Raw genomic sequence first — 21229 nt, 5'->3', positions numbered from 1 at the left:
GCGTAACTGGCCCCCTCTGTTCCGGCGTTTTGCGAGCCGGGTCCCCGGTGAAGATCACGTGCTAATGCACGGGCAATACCGATCGGAATGGAATTCCGCAGCTCCCGTGACGTGGGACGCACGGCGGGGCGGGAACAACGCGTCCGTTCCGGGACCTTGGACCTGTTGACGCGCCGAACGGCCCGTCGTCCGGCCTCGCAACCCCGGGAGTCGCCCGTGAGCCTGCTGTTCAGCCCCCTGACCCTCCGCTCGGTCACCCTGCCCAACCGCGTCGCGGTCAGCCCCATGTGCCAGTACTCGGCACGGGACGGCCACCCGGACGAGTGGCACCTGGTGCACCTCGGGTCGCGCGCCGTGGGCGGGGCCGGGCTGGTGATCACCGAGGCCACCGCCGTCCAGGCGGTGGGCCGGATCTCGCCCCAGGACACCGGTCTGTGGGACGACGCGCACGTCGCGTCATGGCGCCCGATCGCGGACTTCATCCGCGCCAACGGCGCGGTCGCGGGGGTCCAGCTCGCCCACGCCGGGCGCAAGGCGTCCACCTACGCCCCGTTCGCGGTCGGGCGCGGCGGGGTGCCCGACGCCGAGGGCGGCTGGACGCCGGTGGCGCCGAGCGCGGAGGCGTTCCACGAGAGCTACCGCACCCCGGTCGAGCTGGACGCCGACGGCATCGCGCGGGTGGTCGCCGACTTCGCCGCCGCGGCGCGCCGCGCGGTCGAGGCCGGCTTCCAGCTCGTCGAGGTGCACGCGGCCCACGGCTACCTCCTGCACCAGTTCCTCTCGCCGCTGAGCAACCACCGCACCGACGGCTACGGCGGCAGCCTGGACAACCGCACCAGGCTCGCGCGCGAGGTCACCGCCGCCGTGCGCGACGCCGTGGGCGACGCGGTCCCGGTGCTCGTGCGCATCTCCGCCACCGACTGGGTCGAGGGCGGCTGGACCGGGGACGACAGCGCGGTGCTCGCCCGCGACCTGGTGGCGCTGGGCGCCGACCTGGTCGACGTGTCCACCGGCGGCAACGTGCCCGCGGCGGACATCCCGGTCGGTCCCGGCTACCAGGTGCGGTTCGCCGAGGCCGTGCGGCTGAAGGCCGACGTCCCCACCGGGGCGGTCGGCATGATCACCGACGCCCGGCAGGCCGAGCAGGTCCTCGCCGACGGCTCGGCGGACCTGGTGCTGCTGGGGCGGGAGCTGCTGCGCGACCCGTACTGGCCGCTGCACGCGGCAGCGCAACTGGGTGTGCAGGTCAGTCCGCCGAAGCAGTACGCCAGGGCGTTCTAGTAGGGCCCGTGGCAGAAGGTCGGGCTGCCGGTGCTCGGACCGGCAGCCCAACCTTCGACCAGCGGGTGCGTGGACGTGTCAGCGACGGTAGTCGTCGTAATCGTCGTCCAACGGGTCATCGTGGCGCTCGTCGCTCCGACGAACGCCACCGCCCTCGCCGGACAGCTCGCGTTGCAAGGCCTCGAAGTCGGTGTTGTGGGAGCTGTACTTGAGCTCCCGCGCCACCTTCGTCTGCTTGGCCTTCGCTCGGCCGCGCCCCATGGCTCGACCCCCTCGCACAGGGACGGGGGCGGCCGGGGGAACGGCGGCCCCACTCGTCTCGACAACTAGTTCCTGGTAACTACCGTACCGTGTCGAAGGGGTTCCTCGCGACGCGGTAGGCGTGACACGTGCCGCCAAATCTCACCGTGGGAGGATGCGCGGGTGCCTCGACCGTTCGTCGCCTACCTCAGGGTGTACGAACCGCTGTCGGCTCTTGACGCACCGTTGGCCGACCAGGTGCGGAAAGCCCTGGAGAACGGGGTGTTGAGCCGGGCGGACGCCGGCGCGCGCGAGCGGGAGCTGTGGTTGCGATCACAGTTGGCCCGGCCGCGTCGCCTCCTGCCGGGGGAGCGGTCGGACGGCGGCGTCGCGCCCGACGCGCCGTTCGACGTGATGACCATCAGCCCCGCCGAGGTGCCCGGTGAGACCGGCCCGGGACCGCTGGTCTGCCCGCTGGACCTGCGCGCCCGCTCGGCCGCCGCCCTGGTGGGCTTCCTGGCCTCGTCCACGGGCCCCCTCCAGGACGAGGCGGTGGCCGTGGAGCCGGAGGCGATCAAGGCGCGGGCCTCGGCGGTGATGGCGGAGCTGACCGGCGGCGCGGTGCACGTCATCTCCACCACCTGGACCGTGCCGCTGCCCTGGTTCGCGCTGGTCGACCCGGACGCGCGGCGGATCGTGCTGGCGCCGCGGGACGACCCGGAGCGGCAGGTGTCGTGGCGGGTGTCGATGGCCGACGCGCGGGCGCGGGTGGCGCGGGCCCACCGCGTGGTGTCCCGCGCGCTGGGCGAGGAGGGGCCGGCCAAGGTGCTGGCGGACACCGGGCGCTGGCTGGACCACTTCGCCCCCGGCTCGGCGGTCGAGCTGGACTACGGCGGGCTGGTGCAGCTCGTCGAGGACAAGGACCTGCTGGAGGACACCTCGGCGGCGGACGTCAACGCCATCGTCGACGCCCTGGAGGCGGGCGACGCCGAGGAGGTCGCGCTGCGCTACGAGCGGCTACGGGAGTTCTGGGGCGAGCTCGCGCGGCGCGAGCGGCACGGCTAGCAGCAGCCGCGCGGCCACGGCCGCCGCCGCGGCCAGCAGCAGGGCGGCGAACCACCCGATCGTGGTGGCCACCCAGCCCGCCAGCGGCGGCGTGACGGTCGCGGCGAGGTAGTTGACGCTGTTCTGCATGCCCAGCGCGGTGCCCGTGCGGCCCGGCGGCGCCAGCTCGCCCGCCGCGGTGACGGCGACGCCGTTCCAGCACAGCGCCAGCGCCGCGGTCGGCACCAGCGCGGCGGCCAGCAGCCACACCGGCGCCCGGTCCAGCGCCGCGCACAGCGCGAACCCGACCGCGACCAGCACGCTGATCACCTTCAGCGGGTGCACCCGGTCGGTCACCCGGTCCGACCAGAACCCCACCACCAGCCGGCCCAGGCCGCCCGCGACCTGCGCGGCGGCGAACAGCCCGGCCGCGACGCCCACCGCGACGCCCCGGTGGTCGTGCAGCAGCTCCACCACCAGCGCGGCGGCGGTGAACTGGGGCACGACCAGCAGCCCGCTGGCCGCGCTGAGCCTGATCAGGGCCCGGTCGCCGAGCACCACGCCGTGACCGCCCCGCGCGCCCCGCACCGCCCACGGCGGCTCCCGCACCCACAGGGCCACGGCGAGCGCCACGAACCCGGTGAACCCGGCCAGCGCGAGGAACGCCGCGGGCACCCCGGCGCCCAGCGCGAGCACCGGCAGCACGACCGCGGCCAGCGCCGCGCCCAGCGGGGTGGCGGTCTGCCGCACGCCCATGGCCAGGCCGCGCCGGTCGGGCGGGAACCAGGTGAGCACCGCGCGGCCGCTCGCCGCGTTCACGCTCGCCCCGAACAGGCCCACGCCCACCAGGGCCAGCCCGGCCACCACGGCCCCGTCGAGCGCCGCCAGCGCCAGGCACAGCGCCGCGCCGACCCCGCCGACGGTCATGACCAGCCGCTCGCCGCGCCGGTCGGCCGCCGCGCCCCAGGGCACGAGGGTGAGCATCGTGCCCAGGTTGACCGCGCCGAGCAGCAGCCCGACCTGGGGCAGGGACAGGTCGAAGTGGTCGCGCAGCTGGGGCGTGATCGCGGGCAGGCCGAGGAACACCGCGGCGTTGGTGCCCTGGGCCACCGCGCCGATCGCCAGGACCACCCAGCGGTACCGCGTCGCTTCTGGAGTCATCAGGGGCGACGCTAGGCCGGGTGTTCAGATGGCGGGAGTGTGATCCTATTCCTTGGAACGACCGGGGTTGGTCGGCCACCCGCGCTCGGCCGCCAGCAGCTCGTCCACCGACGCGCTGCCGCTCTGGTAGCGGTCCGCGATCTCGGCGTTGAGCCGGTCGACCACGGCCTGCACCTCGCGCCGCCGCGCCGACACCGACGCCTCCTCGGCCACGAACACCCGCAGCGCCAAGTCCAGCTTGTCGTCGGTCAGCGCGCTCACGTCCGACAGGTCCACGTCGGAGACCAGCGCCTCGACGTGCCGCCGGTGCGCCTCGGCCCGCGACGGCTCCTGCGTCTGGTAGCGCCCCAGGCCGGTGGCCGGGCCCACCGCGTTCGACGCGAGGATGGTCGCCAGCTGGTCCACCACCGCCGAACCGCCCGAGGTGCGCCGCTCCTGCTCGGCCCGCACGATGTCGATCCGCGCGTGCAGCAGCCGCCGCAGGTAGGACAGGTCGGTCTCCTCCTGCGCCGCCTCGTCGCGCAGGGCGCGCACGGCGGCGAGCGGGAGCCGCTCGACCCCCTCGGCGTAGTCGGGGGCGAGCACCCGGTCGATACGGCGGCGCCCGCCGGGACGCACCTCGATCACGTACTCATCCTGAGGTAGTTCCTGCCCACCCGCCAACACAAACCTGCTTCCAAAGTTGTCTCAAACCTGTACCGGACTGCGCACGCCCAGCAGCTCGCGCGCCTCCGCCGGCGAGAGGGGCGGGCGCTGGGCGATCCGGGCCAGCCCCGCGGCCCGCGCGACCAGCTGCGCGTTGTCCCGCACCGGCTGGCCCTTGGCGTACGAGAGCGTGTCCTCCATGCCCACTCGCAGGTGGCCGCCCGCCGCCAGGGCGGTCAGCATCACCGGCAGCGTGGTGCGGCCGATGCCGGTGGCCGAGAACGACGCGCCCTCCGGCAGCAGCCGCAGCGCCGAGGTCAGCGTCTCGGCGTCGCCCGGCATGCCGCCCGGCACGCCCATGACCAGGTCGACGTGCACCCGCCCGCCCGCGGGCGGCCCGTGCCGGTCCAGCAGCCGGTTGAGCGAGGCCAGCTGGCCGATGTCGAAGATCTCGTACTCCGGGGCGATGCCCCGCTCCTGCATGCCCTTGTGCAGCGCGACGACGAACTCCCACCGGTTCATGAACACGTCGTCGCCGAAGTTCACCGTGCCCATCGTGCAGGACGCCGAGTCGGGCAGCGCGTCCAGCACCCGCAGCCGGTCCGCCTCCGGGTCGGTCACCGCGCCGCCGGTGGACAGCTGGACGACCAGGTCCGTCCGCTCCCGCAGCGCGGCGACGGCCTCCTTGAGCAGGCCCAGGTCGAGCGTCGGCCGGGCGTCCGCACCGCGGATGTGCACGTGCACCACGGCCGCGCCGACCCGCTCGCACGCCTCGGCGGTGGAGACCAGCTCCTCCAGGGTGACCGGCAGCTGCGGCACGTCGGCCTTGGCGTGCTCGGCCCCGGTCGGGGCGACGGTGAGCAGCGTGCCGTGGGATCCGGGTCTGGACATGTCGTGATCCTGGCACAGGAACGGGCCCGCGCCGCGCCGCGACGACGGCGCGAAAGGGTCGAACCGCAGGTCGCGGGGCCACGGGATTTTCCGGACCGGACGCGGCGGCGGGCGAGCCTGGCCCGCGGCGAGAGTTGAAGGTTTACGGGAGGTGAACTGGGGGTTTACGGTTCAAGTTTCACATAGCGGTTCAATGAAAAGCTTGAAGCATGAGCGAGCAGGAGTTGACGCGGTACATCGGCTCGACCTTCGAGGGGGTCGACGTCGTCGAGCACGCCGGCGACACGTACTTCCTCTACGACCCGGACGGCGACCTGCCACCCGAGCGGCAGCACCCGTTCGCCACGATCGTGACCGGAGATCGCCACGACCGGGTGTCGGACCTCGACCACCCCGGGGCGTACCGGCTCAACATCGGTCTCACCAAGGCCACGTACGTGTCGTTGTTCGGTGCGCCGCCCACGCGGCGTGACGAGGACGGGGTGCTGGAGACCGGCTTCGACCACGCCGAGCGCGACCGGCTGACGCCGCACCCCGTCTACGCCGACCGGCACTGGGTGTGCGTGGTGACGCCGGGCGGGGCGACGCTGGAGGCCGTCCGCCCGCTGCTGGCCGAGGCGCACGCGTTCGCCGCGCGCAAGCACGCCAACTTCGTCCGGCGGGCCGGGTCTTGAGGGGTGGCGCACCGGTGTTCGGGGTGGGCTTTTCGAGATCCGGCGAAGATGTCCGGGCCGTCCGGAAATGTCGGTGCCTGCCGGCAAAATAAAAGCAGGAGTCCCCTGGAGGACCCCTGCGCGGCATTCCCGGGCGCGCCATTCGTCCGAGCGGGTGCGGCACTCGCTTGAGCAGGTGCGGCACCAGTCCGGGCGGTGCGCCATTCGTCGAGCGGTCCGGCTGTTCGTTCGAGCAAGCGCGCCACTCACCTGAGCGGGTGTCGCACCCCGCCCGAGCGGGCCCCGCCCCCGCTCAACGCCCCAGGTTGCGGGCCGCCTCCCGGCCCAGCCCCGGCGTGTCCGGCGGCACCGAGTCGGGGTCCACCGAAGCCTGCACCCGCCGGTCCTCCGCACCCACCACCAGCTCGGTCTCCGGCGACACCGACCGCTTCACCAGCGCCAGCGCCACGGGCCCCAGCTCGTGGTGCTGCGCCACGCTGCCGACCCGACCCACCACGCGGTCGCCCACCAGCACCGGGTCACCGGTCTCCGGCTGCACCTCGCGCGACCCGTCCAGGTGCAGCAGCAGCATGCGCCGCGGCGGGCGGCCCACGTTGTGCACCTTGGCCACCGTCTCCTGCCCCCGGTAGCAGCCCTTGTCCAGGTGCACCGCCGGCCCGATCCAGTTCACCTCGTGCGGGATGGTCCTCTCGTCGGTGTCCACGCCCAGCCGCGGCCGCAGGGACTCCACGCGCAGCGCCTCGAACGCCCAGCTGCCCGCCGGCCGCGCGCCCGCGTCGGTCAGCCGCCGCCACCAGTCGGCCAGGGCGGGGCGCGGGACCACCAGGTCCACCGCGTCGTGCCCGGGCCACGGCATGCGCCGGGCGAAGCCGCCGCCGTCGAGGGCGGCCACGTCGTCCGGCAGCGGGACGCCCAGCCGCCCGAACAGCCCGGCCAGCTCCGGGCCGACCGCGGTCAGCACGGCCAGCTCCGCCGACGCGTCGCGCGGCTCGACCTTCGACCAGAACACCATCCTGGTCAGGTACGACAGCAGCCCGGCCGCGCGGTCGGCCTCGGTGTCCAGGTAGACGACCCCGCCGACGTTCGCCGCCACCACGTGGTGCTCGACCCGGCCCTGCACGTCCAGGACCAGCGCCTCGGCGCCCCGGCCCTCGCCCAGCGCGGTGAAGTGCTGGCTGGTCAGCGAGTGCAGCCAGGTCAGCCGGTCCTCGCCGGGCACGGCCAGCACCGCCCGGTGCGAGCGGTCGAACACGGCGACCGACCGGGCGGCGGACCGCTGCTCGGCGAACGGGTCGCCGAAGTGCCAGGGCACGCCCTGGTCCGGGTTGCCGTCGAACGGCGCGACCGCTCCGGGCGCGGACAGCAGCGGTGAGTTCACTCGGGCTCCTTCAGGCAGTCGCGGCAGGTGCCGGACAGCGCGAGGTGGGTGGCATCCAGTTCGAACCCCCGCCGCTCCGCGAGTGTTCCCCGCAGGGGGTCCAGCAGCTCGCGCGGCACCTCCTCGACCCGCCCGCAGCGGTGGCACACCAGGTGCACGTGCTCGTGCGGGTCGACCGAGTAGTTCGGCGCGCCGTGCCCGAGGTGGGTGTGCCGGACCAGGCCGAGCCGGTCCAGCAGGTCGAGGGTCCGGTAGATCGTGGTGATGTTGACCGTCGGCGCGGTGCGCTGGACGTGCCGGCAGATCTGCTCCGGGGTGGCGTGGCCGAGCTCCCGCACCGCGTCCAGGACGAGCTGGCGCTGGGGCGTCATCCGCATGCCCCGCTCGTGCAGCGTCTTGCGCAGGGCTTTCGGGCCGCTGACGGTGTCCACGAAACCGATGGTAGAGCGTGAGTAGTCTCACGGTATGCGCGTGCTCGCACTCCTGGACGGAACACTGGCCGACCCCGAAGCCCCCCTGATCCGGGTCGACGACCTCGGCCTGGTGCGCGGTGACGGCGTCTTCGAGACGATCCTGGTCGTCGACGGCGCGCCCCGCGAGCAGGGACCCCACCTGGACCGCCTGGCCCGCTCGGCGGCGATGCTGGACCTGCCCGAACCGGACCGCGCGGCGTTCGAGCGCGCGATCGGCCTGGTGCTCGACAACTGGACCGGTGGCCGCGAGATCGCGCTCAAGCTCGTCCACACGCGCGGCGTCGAGGGCGGTGACGGCACGCCCACCGGGTTCGCGCTCGGCGCGGACATCTCGCCGAAGGTGATCAGGCAGCGGGCCGAGGGCATCGCCGCGGTGACCCTGGACCGGGGCGTCGAACCCGGCCTGATGCAGCGCGCGCCGTGGCTGCTGCTCAGCGCCAAGTCGCTGTCCTACGCGGTGAACATGGCCGCGCTGCGCGAGGCCGAGCGCCGGGGCGCCGCCGAGGTCGTGTTCACCACCCCGTCGGGCTCGGTGCTGGAGGGCCCGACGTCCACCCTGGTCATGGTCCGCGACCGGGTGCTCACCACCCCGCCCGCCGACCTGGGCATCCTGCCCGGCACCACGCAGGCCGCGCTGTTCCGGGCCGCCGAGCGGGAGGGCTGGACCACCGAGGTCGCGCCGATCGCGGCGGACGACCTGTACTCGGCCGACGGCGTGTTCCTGGTGTCCAGCGTCCGCAAGATCACCCGCGTGCACACCCTCGACGGCAAGGCGCTGCCGGACTCGACCGGGCTGCACGCGGCGCTCGACGCGCTCTACGAGTCGGAGTACTGACCGCCGGCGGCGGCCCCGGCCTCACGACCGGGGCCGCCGCCCGCGAGGTCAGCGCAGGCCCGCGTCCACGGCGTTGACCAGGGTGCCACCGGCGGTGTCGCCGGACATCTCCCAGATCATCACGCCGAGCAGGCCGCGCTGCCGCAGCCAGGCCGTCTTGCGCTGGATCGCCCACGCGTCGTCGAAGGTCCACCACTGCCCGCCGTCGCCGGTGAAGCAGGACGTGGCGACCGCCGCCTCGTCGTGGTGCACGGCGCAGCCGGGCACGGACGCCAGCAGGTTGGCGTAGCCGCGGGTACCCGCCTCCTCGGCGAACTGGCCGGGCGCGGCACCGCCCGCGGCCTGCCACTCGCCGTTGGCGCCGCCCGCCTTCACGCCCTGCCAGCCGCGGCCGTAGAAGGCCAGGCCGACGGTGATCTGGCGCGGGTTCACCCCGGCCGAGGTGTAGGCGTTCACCGCGTTCTCGACGCTGAAGTGGAACGGGTACGGGTCGTCCGCGTCGGCGTACAGGTTGCCCTGGTGGCCGGTGCGGTCGGGCTCCCACGAGTTGTCGCTGCCCGCGCCGTGGAAGTCGTAGCCCTGCACGTTGAACACGTCCAGCGACTTCGCCACCTGCGCCAGCTCCCAGCCCGCCTCGATCTTCGCCGGGTCGGCGGGCGTGAACGCGGTCAGCTGGTACCGCTTGCCGGTCTCGGCGCCCAGCGCGTCGAGCTGGCGCCGGAACTCCTCGATCAGCAGCGTGTTGTTGCGCTTGTCGGCGGGCGAGACGTGGTTGCCGGGGTGGCCCTCGGCGCCCGGCCACTCCCAGTCGAGGTCGATGCCGTCGAAGATGCCCGCCGCCGTGCCGGGGCCGCCCGCCGCGTTGTAGGTCGGCAGGTTGCCGCGGAGGTAGACGTCCAGGCAGGACTTGACGAACTTCTTGCGCGCCGCGTCCGTGGCCGCGACGTCGGAGAAGTACTTCGAGTAGGTCCACCCGCCGAGCGAGATGAGCACCTTGAGGTGCGGGTGCTTGGCCTTGAGCTTCCGCAGCTGGTTGTAGTTGCCGCGCAGCGGCTCCCAGCCGGTGTCGCCGACGCCGTCCACGGACTGGGCCGCGCCGAACGGCCTGCTGTAGTCGGCTTCCGCGTCACCGGCGCCGTCGCCCTGGTTGGGGTCCTGCGGGTTGGCGGAGGTGCCCTTGGTGACGCCGTGCAGGCACGTCAGGTTGACCGGGTCGATGTTGCCGAACGCGTAGTTGAGGTGGGTGAGCCTGGCCGCGGTGCCGCTGGTGTCGAGGTTCTTCACGAAGTACTGGCGGCCGTAGATGCCCCACTGGACGAAGTAGCCCACCCGCGCGTGGCCGTCGACGAGGTCCGAGGTGGACGCGGTGACGGGCGCGCTGGGCGCGGACAGGTTGTCGTAGAGGTCCCGGGCCCGGACCGTGAAGGTGTACGGGGTGGACGGCCGCAGGCCGTCGATCCGCGCCGAGGTCCCGGTGACCGTCGCCCGCACGGTGGTGCCCTGGAGCACGTCGTAGTTGGCCACGCCGCGGTTGTCGGTCGAGGCGTCCCAGGCCAGGGTCACGCTGCCGGCGTCCTTGGCGGCGGCGCGCGGGTTCGCCGGCGCGGACGGCGGCTGGGTGTCGTCGGCCGGGTTGTTCGTGGTGACGTCCACGGTGTTGGACGCCGCGGACAGCAGCCCCTTGCCGTCCCGCGCCTTGACCGTGAAGGCGTACGCGGTGTTCGGGGCGAGGTCGGTGACCGTGGCGCTGGTGCCGGTCACGGTCGCGACCGGCGAGGAGTCGCGGTAGACCTCGTAGCCGGCGACGGGCAGGGAGCCGGGGGTCGAGGCGGTCCAGGCCAGCGACACCGTGCGGGTGGTCCGCACCGGCGAGTGCAGGGCGCCGGGCGGTGACGGCGGCACGTCCGGGGTGCCGTCGCAGTTGGCGTCGTTCACCCGGCAGGTGACCGGTTCGGCGGCCCGGCTCAGGGTGAACGACGGGCTGTAGGGCTCGGTGGAGCGGCGGGCCGCCACGGTGCGGTTGTAGTGCACCGGGGTGAGCGTGACCGTGCCGCCGGTCTGGCTGATCGTGCCGTGCTGCGCGTTGGACGCGGTGACGCCCGCGGGCAGCGTGAAGGTGATCGACCAGTCGGTCAGCGCGGTGTCGGTGTTGTTGTTGACCACGAACTTGCCGGTGGTGCCGGTCAGGGTGAAGTCGGCCGTGGTCGGCGCGGGCGGTGGCGGCGGCGGGCCGCTGCCGTCGCAGTTCGCGCCGTTGACGGTGCAGGAGGTCGGGTCGACGGCCTGGCTGAGCGTGAACGCCGGGCTGTACGGGTCGGTGGTGCGGCCCGGTTGGAGCGTGGAGATGTAGAAGGCGGGCGTGAGGGTCACCCGCGTGCCGGTCTGGGTGAGGGTGGCGTGCCGCGGGTCGGACGCGGTGACGCCGGGTGGCAGGTCGAACTTGATCGACCAGCCGGAGACCGCGGCCGCGGTCGGGTTGGTGACCACGAACCCGCCGGTGGTGCCGGTCCTGGTGAACACGGCGGTCAGCCCGCCGGCGGCGGTGGCCGGTGCGGCCGGGACCGCCAGGGCCAGGGCGACCACCAGCGTCGTTGCCAGTCTGCGCATCAGGTGTGCCTCTCGATCGCAGGGAACTCTCGAGAACCACGGCGGCCTGGTCTTGCGCTGCTGCGAACGTAGGACGTCCGGCACGACTTGACAATGGGTCTAGACCAATTGGGTCCGTTCGGACCTGTGGCCGCCCGGTGCCGCGGGGCGGCCCGGCGCTCCGAGCCCGCTCAGGCCAGGGGCGCGAACCGCAACCGGGTGCCCGGCCGGGCCTGGCCCAGCAGCGGCAGGGAGTCCTCGGCCACCACGCCCACCACGGGGTAGCCGCCGGTCGTCGGGTGGTCGGCCAGGAAGATCACCGGCCTGCCGTCGGCCGGGACCTGCACCGCCCCGGTGACCAGGCCCTCGCTGGGCAGCTCCCGCCCGACCCGGTCCGGCACGCGCTCCAACCCGGTGCCGGTGAGGCGGAGGCCGACCCGGTTGCTGCGGTCCGACACCACCCAGCGGCCCGCGCGCAGCTGCGCGGCGGGGTCGGCGAACCAGTCGTCGCGGGGGCCGGGCAGCACCGGGACGACCAGCTCGTCCGGCACCCGGAGCGGGGGCAGCACGTCCACGCCGACCGGGACGCCGGCGGGCACGCCCAGGGGCAGCTCGTCGCCGGGGGCGAGCGGGGCCGGGCCGAGGCCGGAGAGCAGGTCGGTGGCGCGGCTGCCCAGCTCGGCGGGGACCGCGACGCCGCCGGAGACGGCGACGTAGCAGCGCAGGCCGGTGGCCGGGGTGCCCAGGGCGAGTGTGTCGCCCTCGGCGAGGTGGCAGGGCGGGTCGCGCAGCACGCCGTTGACCTGCGCGGACACCTGCGGGCCGGTCACCGCGACCGTGCACGAGGCGTTCGCGCGCAGCACCAGGCCGCCCAGCAGGACCTCCAGGCCCGCCGCGTCCTCGGGGTTGCCGACCAGGCGGTTGGCCAGCCGGAGCGACGGGGCGTCCACGGCGCCGGAGGGCGGCACGCCCAGGTGCGCGTTCCCGGGCCGGCCCAGGTCCTGGACCAGGGCCTGCGGACCGGTGCGCAGCACGGTCAGGGTGCGCGAACGGGGAACTCGGGGGTCCCGAGCGGTCGACTCGCGGTGCCCGGGTGGAGGACACGCGGTGCCCGGGTGGAGGACACGCGGGGGGTGGGGGGTCATCGGGTGGCCTCGAAGCGGACTCGGTCGCCGGGGGCGAGCAGGGCCGGGGCGGGGCGGCGCGGGTCGAACAGGGGCGCGTCGGTGCGGCCGATCAGGCGCCAGCCGCCGGGGGTGGCCCGCGGGTAGGCGGCGGTGTACTCGCCGGCCACGCCGACCGAGCCGGCCGGGACCCTCGTGCGGGGCGAGTCCAGGCGCGGCTGGCGCAGCGGGTCGGGCAGGCCGACCAGGTAGGCGAAGCCGGGGGCGAAACCGCAGAACGCCACCTGGTACTCGGCGCCCGAGTGCAGCTCGACCACCTCGGCGCGGGTCAGGCCCGCGGTCTCGGCGACCAGGTCCAGGTCCGGGCCGTCGTAGGTGACCGGGATGACCACCTCGGCGGAGCCGGTGGCGGACCGGTGGGCCAGGTCGGCGTCCGCCAGGACCCGGCGGACGGCGGGCAGGCCGCCGGGGCGGGTGGCGACCAGGACCGTCCGGGCGGCCGGGACCAGCTCGACCACGTCCGGCAGCCCGGCCGCCGCCACGGCGGCGCGCACCGCCTCCACCTCGTCGAGCGAGTCCACCTCGACGAGCACCGCGTTGGTGCCGCAACGCCGCAGCCGCATGGGTACAGGGTAGGTCTTGATGGATTGTTGAACAATCCGGTTCGAGGGTGAGCGGCGTCGCGGCCCGACCGGGGCCGGCCGGCCGGGGCGGCCGGTCGGGGCGCGAGAAGACCTGCCGGGGCGGCAGGTCGGGTGCGGGAGACCTGCCGGGTGCCGGAGACCTGCCGGGGGCGGTGGTCCGGGCGTGGGCAACCCCGCCGGGGCGGCCGACCCGGGCGCGGGAAGACCCCGCCCGGGTCAGCCGACGACGCGCTTGAGGTGGGCCGAGGTGTGCGGCTGGAGCGGCTGGCCGACCATGGCCCGCTCCTCCACGTAGGCCAGGTCGCCGTTGTTGACGATGCCGTACAGCCGCTGCGCGCCGACCACGTCCTTGGCGGTCGCCGTGCGGACCACCGCGTCGGTGCCGAACTCCCAGGACGTCTGGTTGCGCGGCTTGCCGTAGTACAGCTCCACGATCCCGGTGTTGTGCGTGAGCAGGACCTCGATCGTGTCGTCGGCCTGCGGGCGCCAGAACCCGGTCTCGCGCGCGGCGGGCCGGATCACCCGCCCCTCCGCGTCCAGCAGCCAGGACCGCGCCTCGTAGTACAGGAACGGCCGGCCGTCGTGCGCGAAGGTGACCTGCTGGCCGAACCGGTACGGCCCCTCGATCGTCGGGTACACGACCTCGCCCTCGCCGCGCCACACGCCGACCAGCGGCAGCAGCGACAGGCACGCGTCGTGCAGCGAGGGGCCCTCCCGCAGGTTCGCCGTGTCCGCCGGGATCGGCAGGTCGTCGAACTGCGGCAGGTTGCGGGCGCGCGTCACCTCGGCGCGTGCCGCGGCGGCCTGGACGGCCGCGTCACCACTGCCCGGAACGGGCTCGCCGCCGCTCACCGCTGGTCGGAGAACAGCCGGTACACCACGTACCCGGCGAACCACACGACGAGCAGGGACACGAGTACCAGCAGCCCGGTGAAGAAGTGTTCCACCGGCCCAGTTTAGGCCCCGGACCCGCAAAGGCGCCGACCCCGGTGGCGAACGCCACCGGGGTCGGCGGGCGGTGGCGCCGGGAGGACCCGTGCGCCCCGCGGGATCTCAGGCCACCGCGACCTCGACCGGGTGCACACCCGGCCCGTCGGCGGTGACGGACGCCTGCCCGTTGCCGGACCGGTGCAGCGCGCGGACCGTCCACTCGCCCGGCGCGGCGTAGAACCGGAAGTCGCCCTCCGCGGACGACACGACCTCGGCGGTGAACTCGCCGGAGGAGTCCAGCAGCCGCACGTAGGCGCCGCCGACCGGCGCGCCGCCGGCCTTCACCTTGCCGGTGAGCACGACCTCGTTCGGGCCCACCGCGACGTCGACGCCCTGCTGGGGCGCGCCGCAACCGTCCAGGCTCACCGTCAGGCCCCCTTGCCGTCGCCGGTCTCGACCGGCACGCCCACCAGCGAGCCGTACTCGGTCCAGGAACCGTCGTAGTTCTTCACGTCCTGGTGGCCGAGCAGCTCGTGCAGCGCGAACCAGGTGTGCGACGAGCGCTCGCCGATGCGGCAGTAGGCGATCGTCTGGCGCGAGCCGTCGAACCCGGCCTCGCCGTAGATCGCGGCCAGCTCCTCGTCCGACTTGAACGTGCCGTCCTCGTTCGCGGCCTTGCTCCACGGCACGTTGATCGCGCTCGGGATGTGGCCGCCGCGCTGCGCCTGCTCCTGCGGCAGGTGGGCGGGCGCGAGCAGCTTGCCGGAGAACTCGTCGGGCGAGCGCACGTCGACCAGGTTCTTGTTGCCGATGGCCTCGACGACCTCGTCGCGGAACGCCCGGATCGACAGGTCCTGCTCCTGGGCCCGGTAGGAGGTGGCCTCGCGGGAGACCGGCTCCTTGTCCAGCGGGCGGCCGTCGAGCTCCCACTTCTTGCGGCCGCCGTCGAGCAGCTTGACCGCCTGGTGGCCGTACAGCTTGAAGTACCAGTACGCGTACGCGGCGAACCAGTTGTTGTTGCCGCCGTAGAGGACGACCGTGTCGTCGTTGGCGATGCCCTTGGCCGACAGCAGCGCCTCGAAGCCGGCGCGGTCGACGAAGTCGCGGCGCACCGGGTCCTGCAGCTCGGTCCTCCAGTCGACCTTCACCGCGCCCGGGATGTGACCCCCGTCGTAGGCGGTCGTGTCCTCGTCGACCTCCACGAACACCACACCGGGCGTGTCGAGGTTCTCCTCGGCCCACGCGGCGGAGACCAGGACGTCTTCACGGCTCATCGAGCTGCTCCCATTTCTCGGTTCTTACTGCGACGGTGTCGACTGGGTACGGGCGAGGGACGGGACGTGGCGGCGCAGGAGCAGGAACGCCTCGCAGCCCAGGCACAGCCCGAACGCGGCGTTGAGCAGCGCGGCCACCAGCGCGGCCGAGGTCGCGACCACGCCGAGGGCGGTCAGGCCCGAGGCGTAGCCGACCGTGCCGACCAGGGCGAAGACGAAGCCGACGCCCTGCGCGAACCGCAGCGGGGCGGCCTCCTCGCGGTCGGTGCGCGGCCGGAGCCTCGGCTGGAGGGCGTACCGGTAGACGTGGCCCCACGGGTTGAGCTTGAGCGAGATGAACGCGCACATGCCGAACAGCAGGGTCTGCGCGGCCAGCAGCCGCCACGACCCGGTCAGCAGCACGACCGCGAGGATGGCGGAGGTGATCCAGGCGCTGAACCGCGGTCCGCGCGGGTCCACGGGGGCATCTTTGGGCACGGCGACCTCCTGGTGTTGGACTAGACGGGGCAGTCCGTCATCAGGCGGTGGTAGGCCAGGCGCGCACCTGGAGTCAAGGACGCGCGGGGCCCCGGGACCGCCCGGTCAGCGCGCCGCGCGACACAGGCTGCTGCGCACGCGGCACAGGTCCACCGCGAGTCGCTTGGTCAGCAGCGTGGTCATGGCAGCGAGGGTAGTCCCTCGTCCCTGTCGTCGGGAGTGCCGCCCATCTGGTGGGAAATCCCAGGTTCACCCGTTCGAATGAGGCAGGTGCGGGCGCAGGGCGGCCGCGAGCGCGTCCGGCCGGGGGACGCCGCCCACCCTCAGCAGCTCGCCGCCGGACGGGTCGAGCGCGATGGTCGTGGGCGCCCGCATCACCCCGAGGTCGCGGGCCACCCCGGGCAGGTCGGTGACGTCCAGCTCGACGTGCCGCACGCCCTCGGTGCGGTCGGCCAGGTCGGCCAGCACCTCCCGCGCCCGCCGGCAGTTGGCGCAGACCGCGGTGGACAGCTGCACCAGGGTCACCGGCGTGCGGGCGTCGAGCAGGTCGCGCACCGGGCCGGGCAGGTCGGCGGCCACGGCGCGCGGCGCGGCGCGGCGGACGCGGCCCTCGCGGGCCCGCAGCACCAGGCCGACGACGGCCACCACCGCGACCGCGCCGAGCAGCGCCCACACCCCGGTCATCGGCCGTTGCCCTGGTCGAGCGGGATGTCGTTGACGGTGCCCTCCACGGTGAAGGCGCCGCTCTCCACCCGGACCGCCGTCGGCGTCACGGTGAACGGCAGCACGCCCGGGTCGATGGTCACGCTCAGCGCCTGGCGCACCGCGCCGAGCACCGCGTCCAGCCCGGCCAGCGACGTCTCGTCCAGCTCCACGTCGTCGACCGCGAGCGCCACCTGGCCGTCGACCAGGGACACCGTGCCGTAGGCGGCGAGGCGGATCTTGCGGCCGGCCACCGTGGTGTTGCCCGACAGCTTCACCGCCGCCGTCGACGGGTCGGGCTGCCGCCCGGCCGCGGGCTCGACCCGGTTGTCCGGCTCGATGGCCATGTCGCTGAACGGCGTGACCTGGTTGACCAGCCGGTTCAGGTCGGCGGCCTGGATCTTCACGCTGCCCCGGACCTGGTCGATCCGGGCGTTGGCGGTGTTGCCCGACAGCAGGTCGGACAGGCCGATGCGCACGTGGTGCAGGTTCGCCCGGATCTCCAGGTCGCGCAGCTGGTCGCCGACCGGCACGCCGCTGGCGCTGATCTCCACGTCCCGGTAGTCGCCGGCCAGGGCCTGGGTGGTGAACGGGAAGCCGTTGATGCGGACCGACGGGTCCTCGCCCAGCCGGAACTGCTGGCGCATCCGCTGGGCGACCTGGTACTCGCCCGCCGCGGCCAGCGCGAAGTCCGCGGCGACCAGCAGCGCGCCGAGCACCAGGGCGGCGATGATCAGCTTGCGGCCGCGGGTGGGGCGGCGCTTGGTCTGGGTGGTGGTCATGGTCGGTCGCCGTTCCCCCGGGAGCTGTGGTCGAGCCAGGTCGCGATCCGGTCTACCAGAGCCGGGGTCATCGCCGACTCGGCGTGCCGCACCCCCGGCTCCAGCCACAGCCGCGCGTCGCCGCCCGCGGCCCGGTGCAGGGCGACCGCGTGGGCCGGGCCGAAGTAGTGGTCGTGCTCGCCGTGCACGAGGAGCAGCGGGGTGGGCGCGATGCGGTGCACCACCTCCAGCGGGCTCTCCGGCACCGCGGTCCACGGCGGGCCCAGGCGCACGCCCAGCGCGCGGGCGGCGAGCCTGCCGTGCGGCTGCTCCAGCAGCCAGTGCACCCGGCGCATGGCCGGGGTGTCGCGCACCCACCAGCGCGAGGGCGCGCTGACCGCCGCCACGGCGTCCGGCCGGTCCCCGTGCAGGGCCGCGTGGCGCAGCGCGACGGACGCGCCCATGGAGAACCCGACGGTCACCACGCGTCGGTACCCCAGCAGGCGGGCGAGCGAAACGCCGGCCGCCAGGTCGTGCACCTCGTCGCGGCCGACCGTGGACCGACCGCCGGAACGGCCGTGCCCCCGGAAGTCCAGCGCGACGACCCCGCCGTGCCGCGCGAACCGCCGCAGCACCCGGTGCACGTAGGGCTTTCGTACGTGGTTGGTGAAGCCGTGACCGACCACGAAGGCCAGTTCCGTCACCGAACGTGCGCACCTCACGTGCACACCGTGCAGGGGAACGGCGTCGTGTGACATGGATGTAACAGGCGTGACGCTTGTGGAAACAACTGTGACCCCGACCTGCTGACCTGGGTCTTTTGACGTGCGCACCGGTATTGTCTCCGTCATCCGCAGGCAACGGGGCCCCGGTCACCGTACTTCGCTCGCCTGGGTCGGTGACCGCGCACCGGCCGAACGAGAGGGCGCCGCGATGAGCATCGACGTGCTGTTGCTGACCACCGACTCCGACCCAGAGGCGGTCCTCCCCGCGCTGTCGCTCCTCCCGCACGAGGTGCGCCCGCTGCGCCCGGAGGTCTCGGCGCTGCTGGAAGCGGGCCCCCACGACATCGTCCTGGTCGACGCCAGGGCCGACCTGGTCGCCGCGCGCAGCCTGTGCCGGCTGCTCGACTCCAGCGGCGTGGACGTGCCCGTGGTGGCCATCGTCACCGAGGGCGGCCTGGTCGCCGTCAACTCCGACTGGAGCGTCGACGAGATCCTGCTGCCCACCTCCGGCCCGGCCGAGGTGGACGCCCGGCTGCGCCTGGTGCGCTCCCGGCGCGGCACCGCGCAGACCGGCGGCGACGGCTCGCTCCAGCTCGGCGAGCTGGTCATCGACGAGGCCACCTACACCGCGCGCCTGCGCGGCCGCCCGCTCGACCTGACCTACAAGGAGTTCGAGCTCCTGAAGTACCTGGCGCAGCACGCAGGCCGGGTGTTCACCCGCGCGCAGCTGCTCCAGGAGGTCTGGGGCTACGACTTCTTCGGCGGCACCCGCACCGTGGACGTCCACGTCCGGCGGCTGCGCGCCAAGCTCGGCCCCGAGCACGAGTCGCTGATCGGCACCGTGCGCAACGTGGGCTACAAGTTCGTCCGCCCGCCGCGCCCGGGCAGCGCCCGCCGAGTCGAGCACATCGACGCCCAGGACACGAGCATCGACGACGCGGAGCTGATCTTCCGCGCTTGATTGCCGCGCCTCCGGCGCGGCGGCTCGGCCGCCTGGAAGTCGGCAGTTCGCGACTGGTTTCCCGACGATCGAAGAGCGTGATCGCCGGGAAACGAGTCGCGACCTACCGACGCGGCCTCGCGGCGGGGCGGGCGTTTCGCGGCGGGGTGCGCCGAGCGTCTCGGGTGCGGCACCGCGTCGAGGCTTCGGTTAGGTTCGACGGCGTGGAATCCGGGTGGTTCGAAGAACTCGTGCCGGCGCAGGTCGGTGAGGTCACGGCCCTGCTCGCGGCCGCCGAGGCGGCCGACGGCGTGGCGCCGGTCGGCGAGGCCGTCCTGCTGAGGCTGCGCCCCGGCGCGCGCGGCAGCGACCACCTGCTGGTCCACGACGGCGGCGCGCTCGTCGGCTACCTGCACCTGGACCTCCTCGGCGACGCCGACGGCAACCGGGTCGCCGAGCTGGCCGTCCACCCCGACTCCCGCCGCCGCGGCATCGGCACGGCCCTGCTCGAAGCCGCCGCCGGCCGCGCCGAGCCGCTGCGCGTGTGGGCCCACGGCGGCACGCCCGCCCAGCGGGCCCTGGCCGCGAAGGCCGGCTTCCGGGCGGTCCGCGAGCTGCTGCGGCTGCGCCGCCCGCTGGGCCCCGACCTGCCCGAACCGGTGCTGCCCGCGGGCGTGCGGCTGCGCGCGTTCGAACCCGGCCGGGACGAGGCGGCCGTGGTCGAGGTCAACCGCCGCGCCTTCTCCTGGCACCCCGAGCAGGGCGCCATGAGCGCGGAGGACGTGCGGCGCAAGGAGGCGGAGCCCTGGTTCGACCCGGCCGGGTTCCTGCTCGCCGTCGACGCCGACGACCGGCTGCTGGGCTTCCACTGGACCAAGGTCCACGGCGGCGGGCTGGGCGAGGTGTACGTAGTGGGCATCGACCCGGACGCGCAGGGCGGCGGCCTGGGCAGGGCCCTGACCCTCGCCGGGCTGCGGCACCTGGCGGCCGGCGGGCAGGCCGAGGTGATGCTCTACGTCGAGGCCGACAACGCCCCGGCACTGGCCGTGTACACGCGGTTGGGCTTTACGAGGTGGGATTCGGACGTCCAGTACGCCCGGTAGTGACAGACCGGTCACGCCATGCAAACGCGCAGGTCACGGGATCACTCGATTGGTGGTGTGACCCGTCACCTCCCGTGTGGTGTTCACCTTCCGTTCATCTTCTCCTGGTGGCTTGTCCACCCTCGCTGCCTACCGTCCGTGCCGAGCGGCGGGACGATCGCGCCGCAATCCGCTTCCGTAGCTGGAGGACCCAGGTGAAGACCAAGCGGCACGGTGCCGTTCTCGGCCTGATCGCGGCCGGTGCGCTTCTGCTCACCGCGTGCGGCAGTGACAACAACACCCCCGCGGGCGGCGCGGCGCAGACGGCCGGCGAGTCGTCGACGCCCGTCGAGTGCGGTGGCAAGTCGAAGCTGAGCGCAGAGGGCTCTTCGGCGCAGAAGAACGCGATCGACACGTTCATCCAGTCCTACCAGCAGCGCTGCTCGGGCTCCGACCTGGCGTACAACGCCTCGGGCTCCGGCGCGGGCGTCAAGCAGTTCATCGCCGCCCAGGTCGACTTCGGCGGCTCGGACTCGCCGCTGTCCGACAGCAAGGGCGAGGTCGCCGGTGCCGCCGAGCGCTGCCAGGGCAACCCGGCGTGGCACCTCCCGCTGGTCTTCGGCCCGGTCGCCATCGGCTACAAGCTCGACGGCGTGACCGACCTGACCCTCACCGGCGAGGTCGCGGCCAAGATCTTCAACGGCACGGTCAAGAAGTGGAACGACCCGGCCGTCGCCGCGCTCAACTCCGGCGCCTCGCTGCCCGACAAGGACATCAAGGTCGTCTACCGCTCGGACGAGTCCGGCACCACGGACAACTTCCAGAAGTACCTGACCGCCGCCTCGAAGGGCGCGTGGACCCAGGGCGACGGCAAGCAGTTCAAGGGCGGTGTCGGCGAGGGCAAGGAGAAGTCCGCCGGCGTCGCGCAGGCCGCCGGTTCGGTCGACGGCGCCATCACCTACGTCGAGCTGTCGTTCGCGCAGGACAACAAGCTGTCCCTCGCCAAGATCGACAACGGCGCGGGCGCGGTCGAGCTGAACGCCGAGTCGGTCGGCAAGGCCATCGACGGCGCGACCGTCAAGGGCTCGGGCAACGACCTGGTGCTCGACCTGAACTCGATCTACGGCTCCAGCGCCGCGGGCGCCTACCCGCTGCTGCTGGCCACCTACGAGATCGTCTGCTCGAAGGGCTACGACGCCGACACCGCGAAGGCCGTCAAGGCGTTCCTCACGGTCGCGGCGACCGACGGCCAGGCGGGCCTGGCGGACGCGGGCTACGCTCCGCTCCCGAAGGCGTTCCAGGACAAGCTCCTGACCGCCATCAAGGCGATCGCCTGACCGGGTCGGCAGACCACCGGACAGC

The 21229-nt window shown here is 73.8% G+C and carries 24 protein-coding genes; 7 read left to right on the top strand and 17 right to left on the bottom strand.

Going from position 1 to position 21229, the window contains the following annotated elements:
* Positions 1–216: 216 nt before the first annotated feature.
* Positions 217–1281 carry an NADH:flavin oxidoreductase/NADH oxidase gene (locus EKG83_RS45305; protein ID WP_033428395.1) on the top strand — a complete coding sequence of 355 codons (1065 nt, stop codon included), beginning with the start codon at positions 217–219 and terminating at the stop codon, positions 1279–1281.
* A 78-nt stretch (positions 1282–1359) separates the two neighbouring features.
* Here the strand turns inward: EKG83_RS45305 and EKG83_RS45300 are convergent, their stop codons facing one another.
* On the bottom strand, positions 1360–1542 hold the full coding sequence (locus EKG83_RS45300; RefSeq protein ID WP_033428396.1) for a DUF3073 domain-containing protein: 183 nt from the start codon (positions 1540–1542) through the stop codon (positions 1360–1362).
* Positions 1543–1704: 162 nt separating this feature from the next.
* Between EKG83_RS45300 and EKG83_RS45295 the strand changes: the two genes are divergently transcribed.
* Entirely contained in the window at positions 1705–2586 is an 882-nt protein-coding gene (locus EKG83_RS45295; RefSeq protein ID WP_033428397.1) for a hypothetical protein, read from the top strand.
* On the opposite strand, the gene EKG83_RS45290 is transcribed toward EKG83_RS45295, so the two are convergent.
* The 3 genes from EKG83_RS45290 to EKG83_RS45280 are packed head-to-tail and all read right to left on the bottom strand — an operon-like array spanning position 2539 to position 5262.
* Positions 2539–3726: an MFS transporter gene (locus tag EKG83_RS45290; RefSeq protein WP_228122439.1), complete on the bottom strand. Its 1188-nt coding sequence runs from the start codon at positions 3724–3726 to the stop codon at positions 2539–2541. The genes EKG83_RS45295 and EKG83_RS45290 overlap by 48 nt on opposite strands.
* 45 nt (positions 3727–3771) lie before the next feature.
* On the bottom strand, positions 3772–4353 hold the full coding sequence (locus tag EKG83_RS45285; protein ID WP_033428399.1) for an RsiG family protein: 582 nt from the start codon (positions 4351–4353) through the stop codon (positions 3772–3774).
* Between the two features lie 60 nt (positions 4354–4413).
* Positions 4414–5262, bottom strand: a complete 849-nt coding sequence (locus EKG83_RS45280) for a BKACE family enzyme (RefSeq protein ID WP_033428400.1) — start codon at positions 5260–5262, stop codon at positions 4414–4416.
* A gap of 209 nt (positions 5263–5471) precedes the next feature.
* On the opposite strand from EKG83_RS45280, the gene EKG83_RS45275 reads away from it, so the two are divergent.
* Complete coding sequence (locus EKG83_RS45275; protein WP_033428401.1) at positions 5472–5936, top strand: DUF6194 family protein; 465 nt, start codon at positions 5472–5474, stop codon at positions 5934–5936.
* Positions 5937–6228: 292 nt separating this feature from the next.
* Here EKG83_RS45275 and ygfZ read toward each other — a convergent pair whose 3' ends face one another.
* Together ygfZ and EKG83_RS45265 are read right to left on the bottom strand one after the other, a co-directional pair.
* Complete coding sequence (gene ygfZ / locus EKG83_RS45270; protein ID WP_033428402.1) at positions 6229–7314, bottom strand: CAF17-like 4Fe-4S cluster assembly/insertion protein YgfZ; 1086 nt, start codon at positions 7312–7314, stop codon at positions 6229–6231.
* Positions 7311–7745: a Fur family transcriptional regulator gene (locus EKG83_RS45265; RefSeq protein ID WP_248782342.1), complete on the bottom strand. Its 435-nt coding sequence runs from the start codon at positions 7743–7745 to the stop codon at positions 7311–7313. Before EKG83_RS45265 ends, ygfZ begins: the two co-directional genes overlap by 4 nt.
* A 34-nt stretch (positions 7746–7779) precedes the next feature.
* Here EKG83_RS45265 and EKG83_RS45260 point away from each other — a divergent pair, with 34 nt between their 5' ends.
* A complete protein-coding gene (locus EKG83_RS45260) occupies positions 7780–8622 on the top strand; it encodes an aminodeoxychorismate lyase (RefSeq protein ID WP_033428403.1) in 843 nt (280 codons plus the stop codon).
* Between the two features lie 48 nt (positions 8623–8670).
* Here EKG83_RS45260 and EKG83_RS45255 read toward each other — a convergent pair whose 3' ends face one another.
* The 11 genes from EKG83_RS45255 to EKG83_RS45210 all read right to left on the bottom strand — a co-directional run bounded on the left by EKG83_RS45255 (position 8671) and on the right by EKG83_RS45210 (position 17824).
* Entirely contained in the window at positions 8671–11229 is a 2559-nt protein-coding gene (locus EKG83_RS45255) for a glycosyl hydrolase family 18 protein (protein ID WP_033428404.1), read from the bottom strand.
* A 170-nt stretch (positions 11230–11399) separates the two neighbouring features.
* Entirely contained in the window at positions 11400–12242 is an 843-nt protein-coding gene (locus EKG83_RS45250) for a 5-oxoprolinase subunit C family protein (protein WP_033428405.1), read from the bottom strand.
* Between the two features lie 107 nt (positions 12243–12349).
* The gene (gene pxpB, locus EKG83_RS45245; RefSeq protein ID WP_033428406.1) at positions 12350–12955 is read right to left on the bottom strand and encodes a 5-oxoprolinase subunit PxpB; all 606 of its coding nucleotides are present in this window, start codon (positions 12953–12955) and stop codon (positions 12350–12352) included.
* A gap of 237 nt (positions 12956–13192) precedes the next feature.
* Positions 13193–13828 carry an FABP family protein gene (locus EKG83_RS45240; protein WP_033428407.1) on the bottom strand — a complete coding sequence of 212 codons (636 nt, stop codon included), beginning with the start codon at positions 13826–13828 and terminating at the stop codon, positions 13193–13195.
* A 201-nt stretch (positions 13829–14029) separates the two neighbouring features.
* Complete coding sequence (locus EKG83_RS45235) at positions 14030–14332, bottom strand: DUF1416 domain-containing protein (protein ID WP_033428408.1); 303 nt, start codon at positions 14330–14332, stop codon at positions 14030–14032.
* Between the two features lie 2 nt (positions 14333–14334).
* Positions 14335–15180 (bottom strand): sulfurtransferase, encoded by an 846-nt coding sequence (locus EKG83_RS45230; protein WP_033428409.1) that lies wholly within the window; start codon positions 15178–15180, stop codon positions 14335–14337.
* 24 nt (positions 15181–15204) lie between these two features.
* Entirely contained in the window at positions 15205–15657 is a 453-nt protein-coding gene (locus EKG83_RS45225) for a DUF4395 domain-containing protein (RefSeq protein WP_033428410.1), read from the bottom strand.
* Between the two features lie 105 nt (positions 15658–15762).
* Positions 15763–15840, bottom strand: coding sequence for a putative leader peptide (locus tag EKG83_RS49950; RefSeq protein ID WP_360462167.1), 78 nt, complete (start codon positions 15838–15840; stop codon positions 15763–15765).
* Between the two features lie 66 nt (positions 15841–15906).
* Positions 15907–16341: a TlpA family protein disulfide reductase gene (locus EKG83_RS45220; RefSeq protein ID WP_033428411.1), complete on the bottom strand. Its 435-nt coding sequence runs from the start codon at positions 16339–16341 to the stop codon at positions 15907–15909.
* Positions 16338–17141 carry an LmeA family phospholipid-binding protein gene (locus EKG83_RS45215; RefSeq protein WP_033428412.1) on the bottom strand — a complete coding sequence of 268 codons (804 nt, stop codon included), beginning with the start codon at positions 17139–17141 and terminating at the stop codon, positions 16338–16340. The genes EKG83_RS45220 and EKG83_RS45215 overlap by 4 nt, the downstream gene beginning before the upstream one ends.
* Entirely contained in the window at positions 17138–17824 is a 687-nt protein-coding gene (locus EKG83_RS45210; protein WP_228122438.1) for an alpha/beta hydrolase family protein, read from the bottom strand. The genes EKG83_RS45215 and EKG83_RS45210 overlap by 4 nt, the downstream gene beginning before the upstream one ends.
* A 229-nt stretch (positions 17825–18053) precedes the next feature.
* On the opposite strand from EKG83_RS45210, the gene EKG83_RS45205 reads away from it, so the two are divergent.
* From EKG83_RS45205 to pstS, 3 genes are all read left to right on the top strand, one after another.
* Positions 18054–18806, top strand: coding sequence for a response regulator transcription factor (locus tag EKG83_RS45205; protein ID WP_033428414.1), 753 nt, complete (start codon positions 18054–18056; stop codon positions 18804–18806).
* Positions 18807–19009: 203 nt separating this feature from the next.
* The gene (mshD, locus tag EKG83_RS45200; RefSeq protein WP_084716029.1) at positions 19010–19888 is read left to right on the top strand and encodes a mycothiol synthase; all 879 of its coding nucleotides are present in this window, start codon (positions 19010–19012) and stop codon (positions 19886–19888) included.
* A gap of 194 nt (positions 19889–20082) precedes the next feature.
* The gene (gene pstS / locus EKG83_RS45195; RefSeq protein ID WP_033428415.1) at positions 20083–21204 is read left to right on the top strand and encodes a phosphate ABC transporter substrate-binding protein PstS; all 1122 of its coding nucleotides are present in this window, start codon (positions 20083–20085) and stop codon (positions 21202–21204) included.
* Positions 21205–21229: the final 25 nt, after the last annotated feature.

The sequence above is a fragment of the Saccharothrix syringae genome (genome assembly GCF_009498035.1).
Lineage (GTDB): Bacteria > Actinomycetota > Actinomycetes > Mycobacteriales > Pseudonocardiaceae > Actinosynnema > Actinosynnema syringae.
Note: the sequence above shows the minus strand (reverse complement) of the source record. Positions and strands in the feature narration are given on the sequence as shown.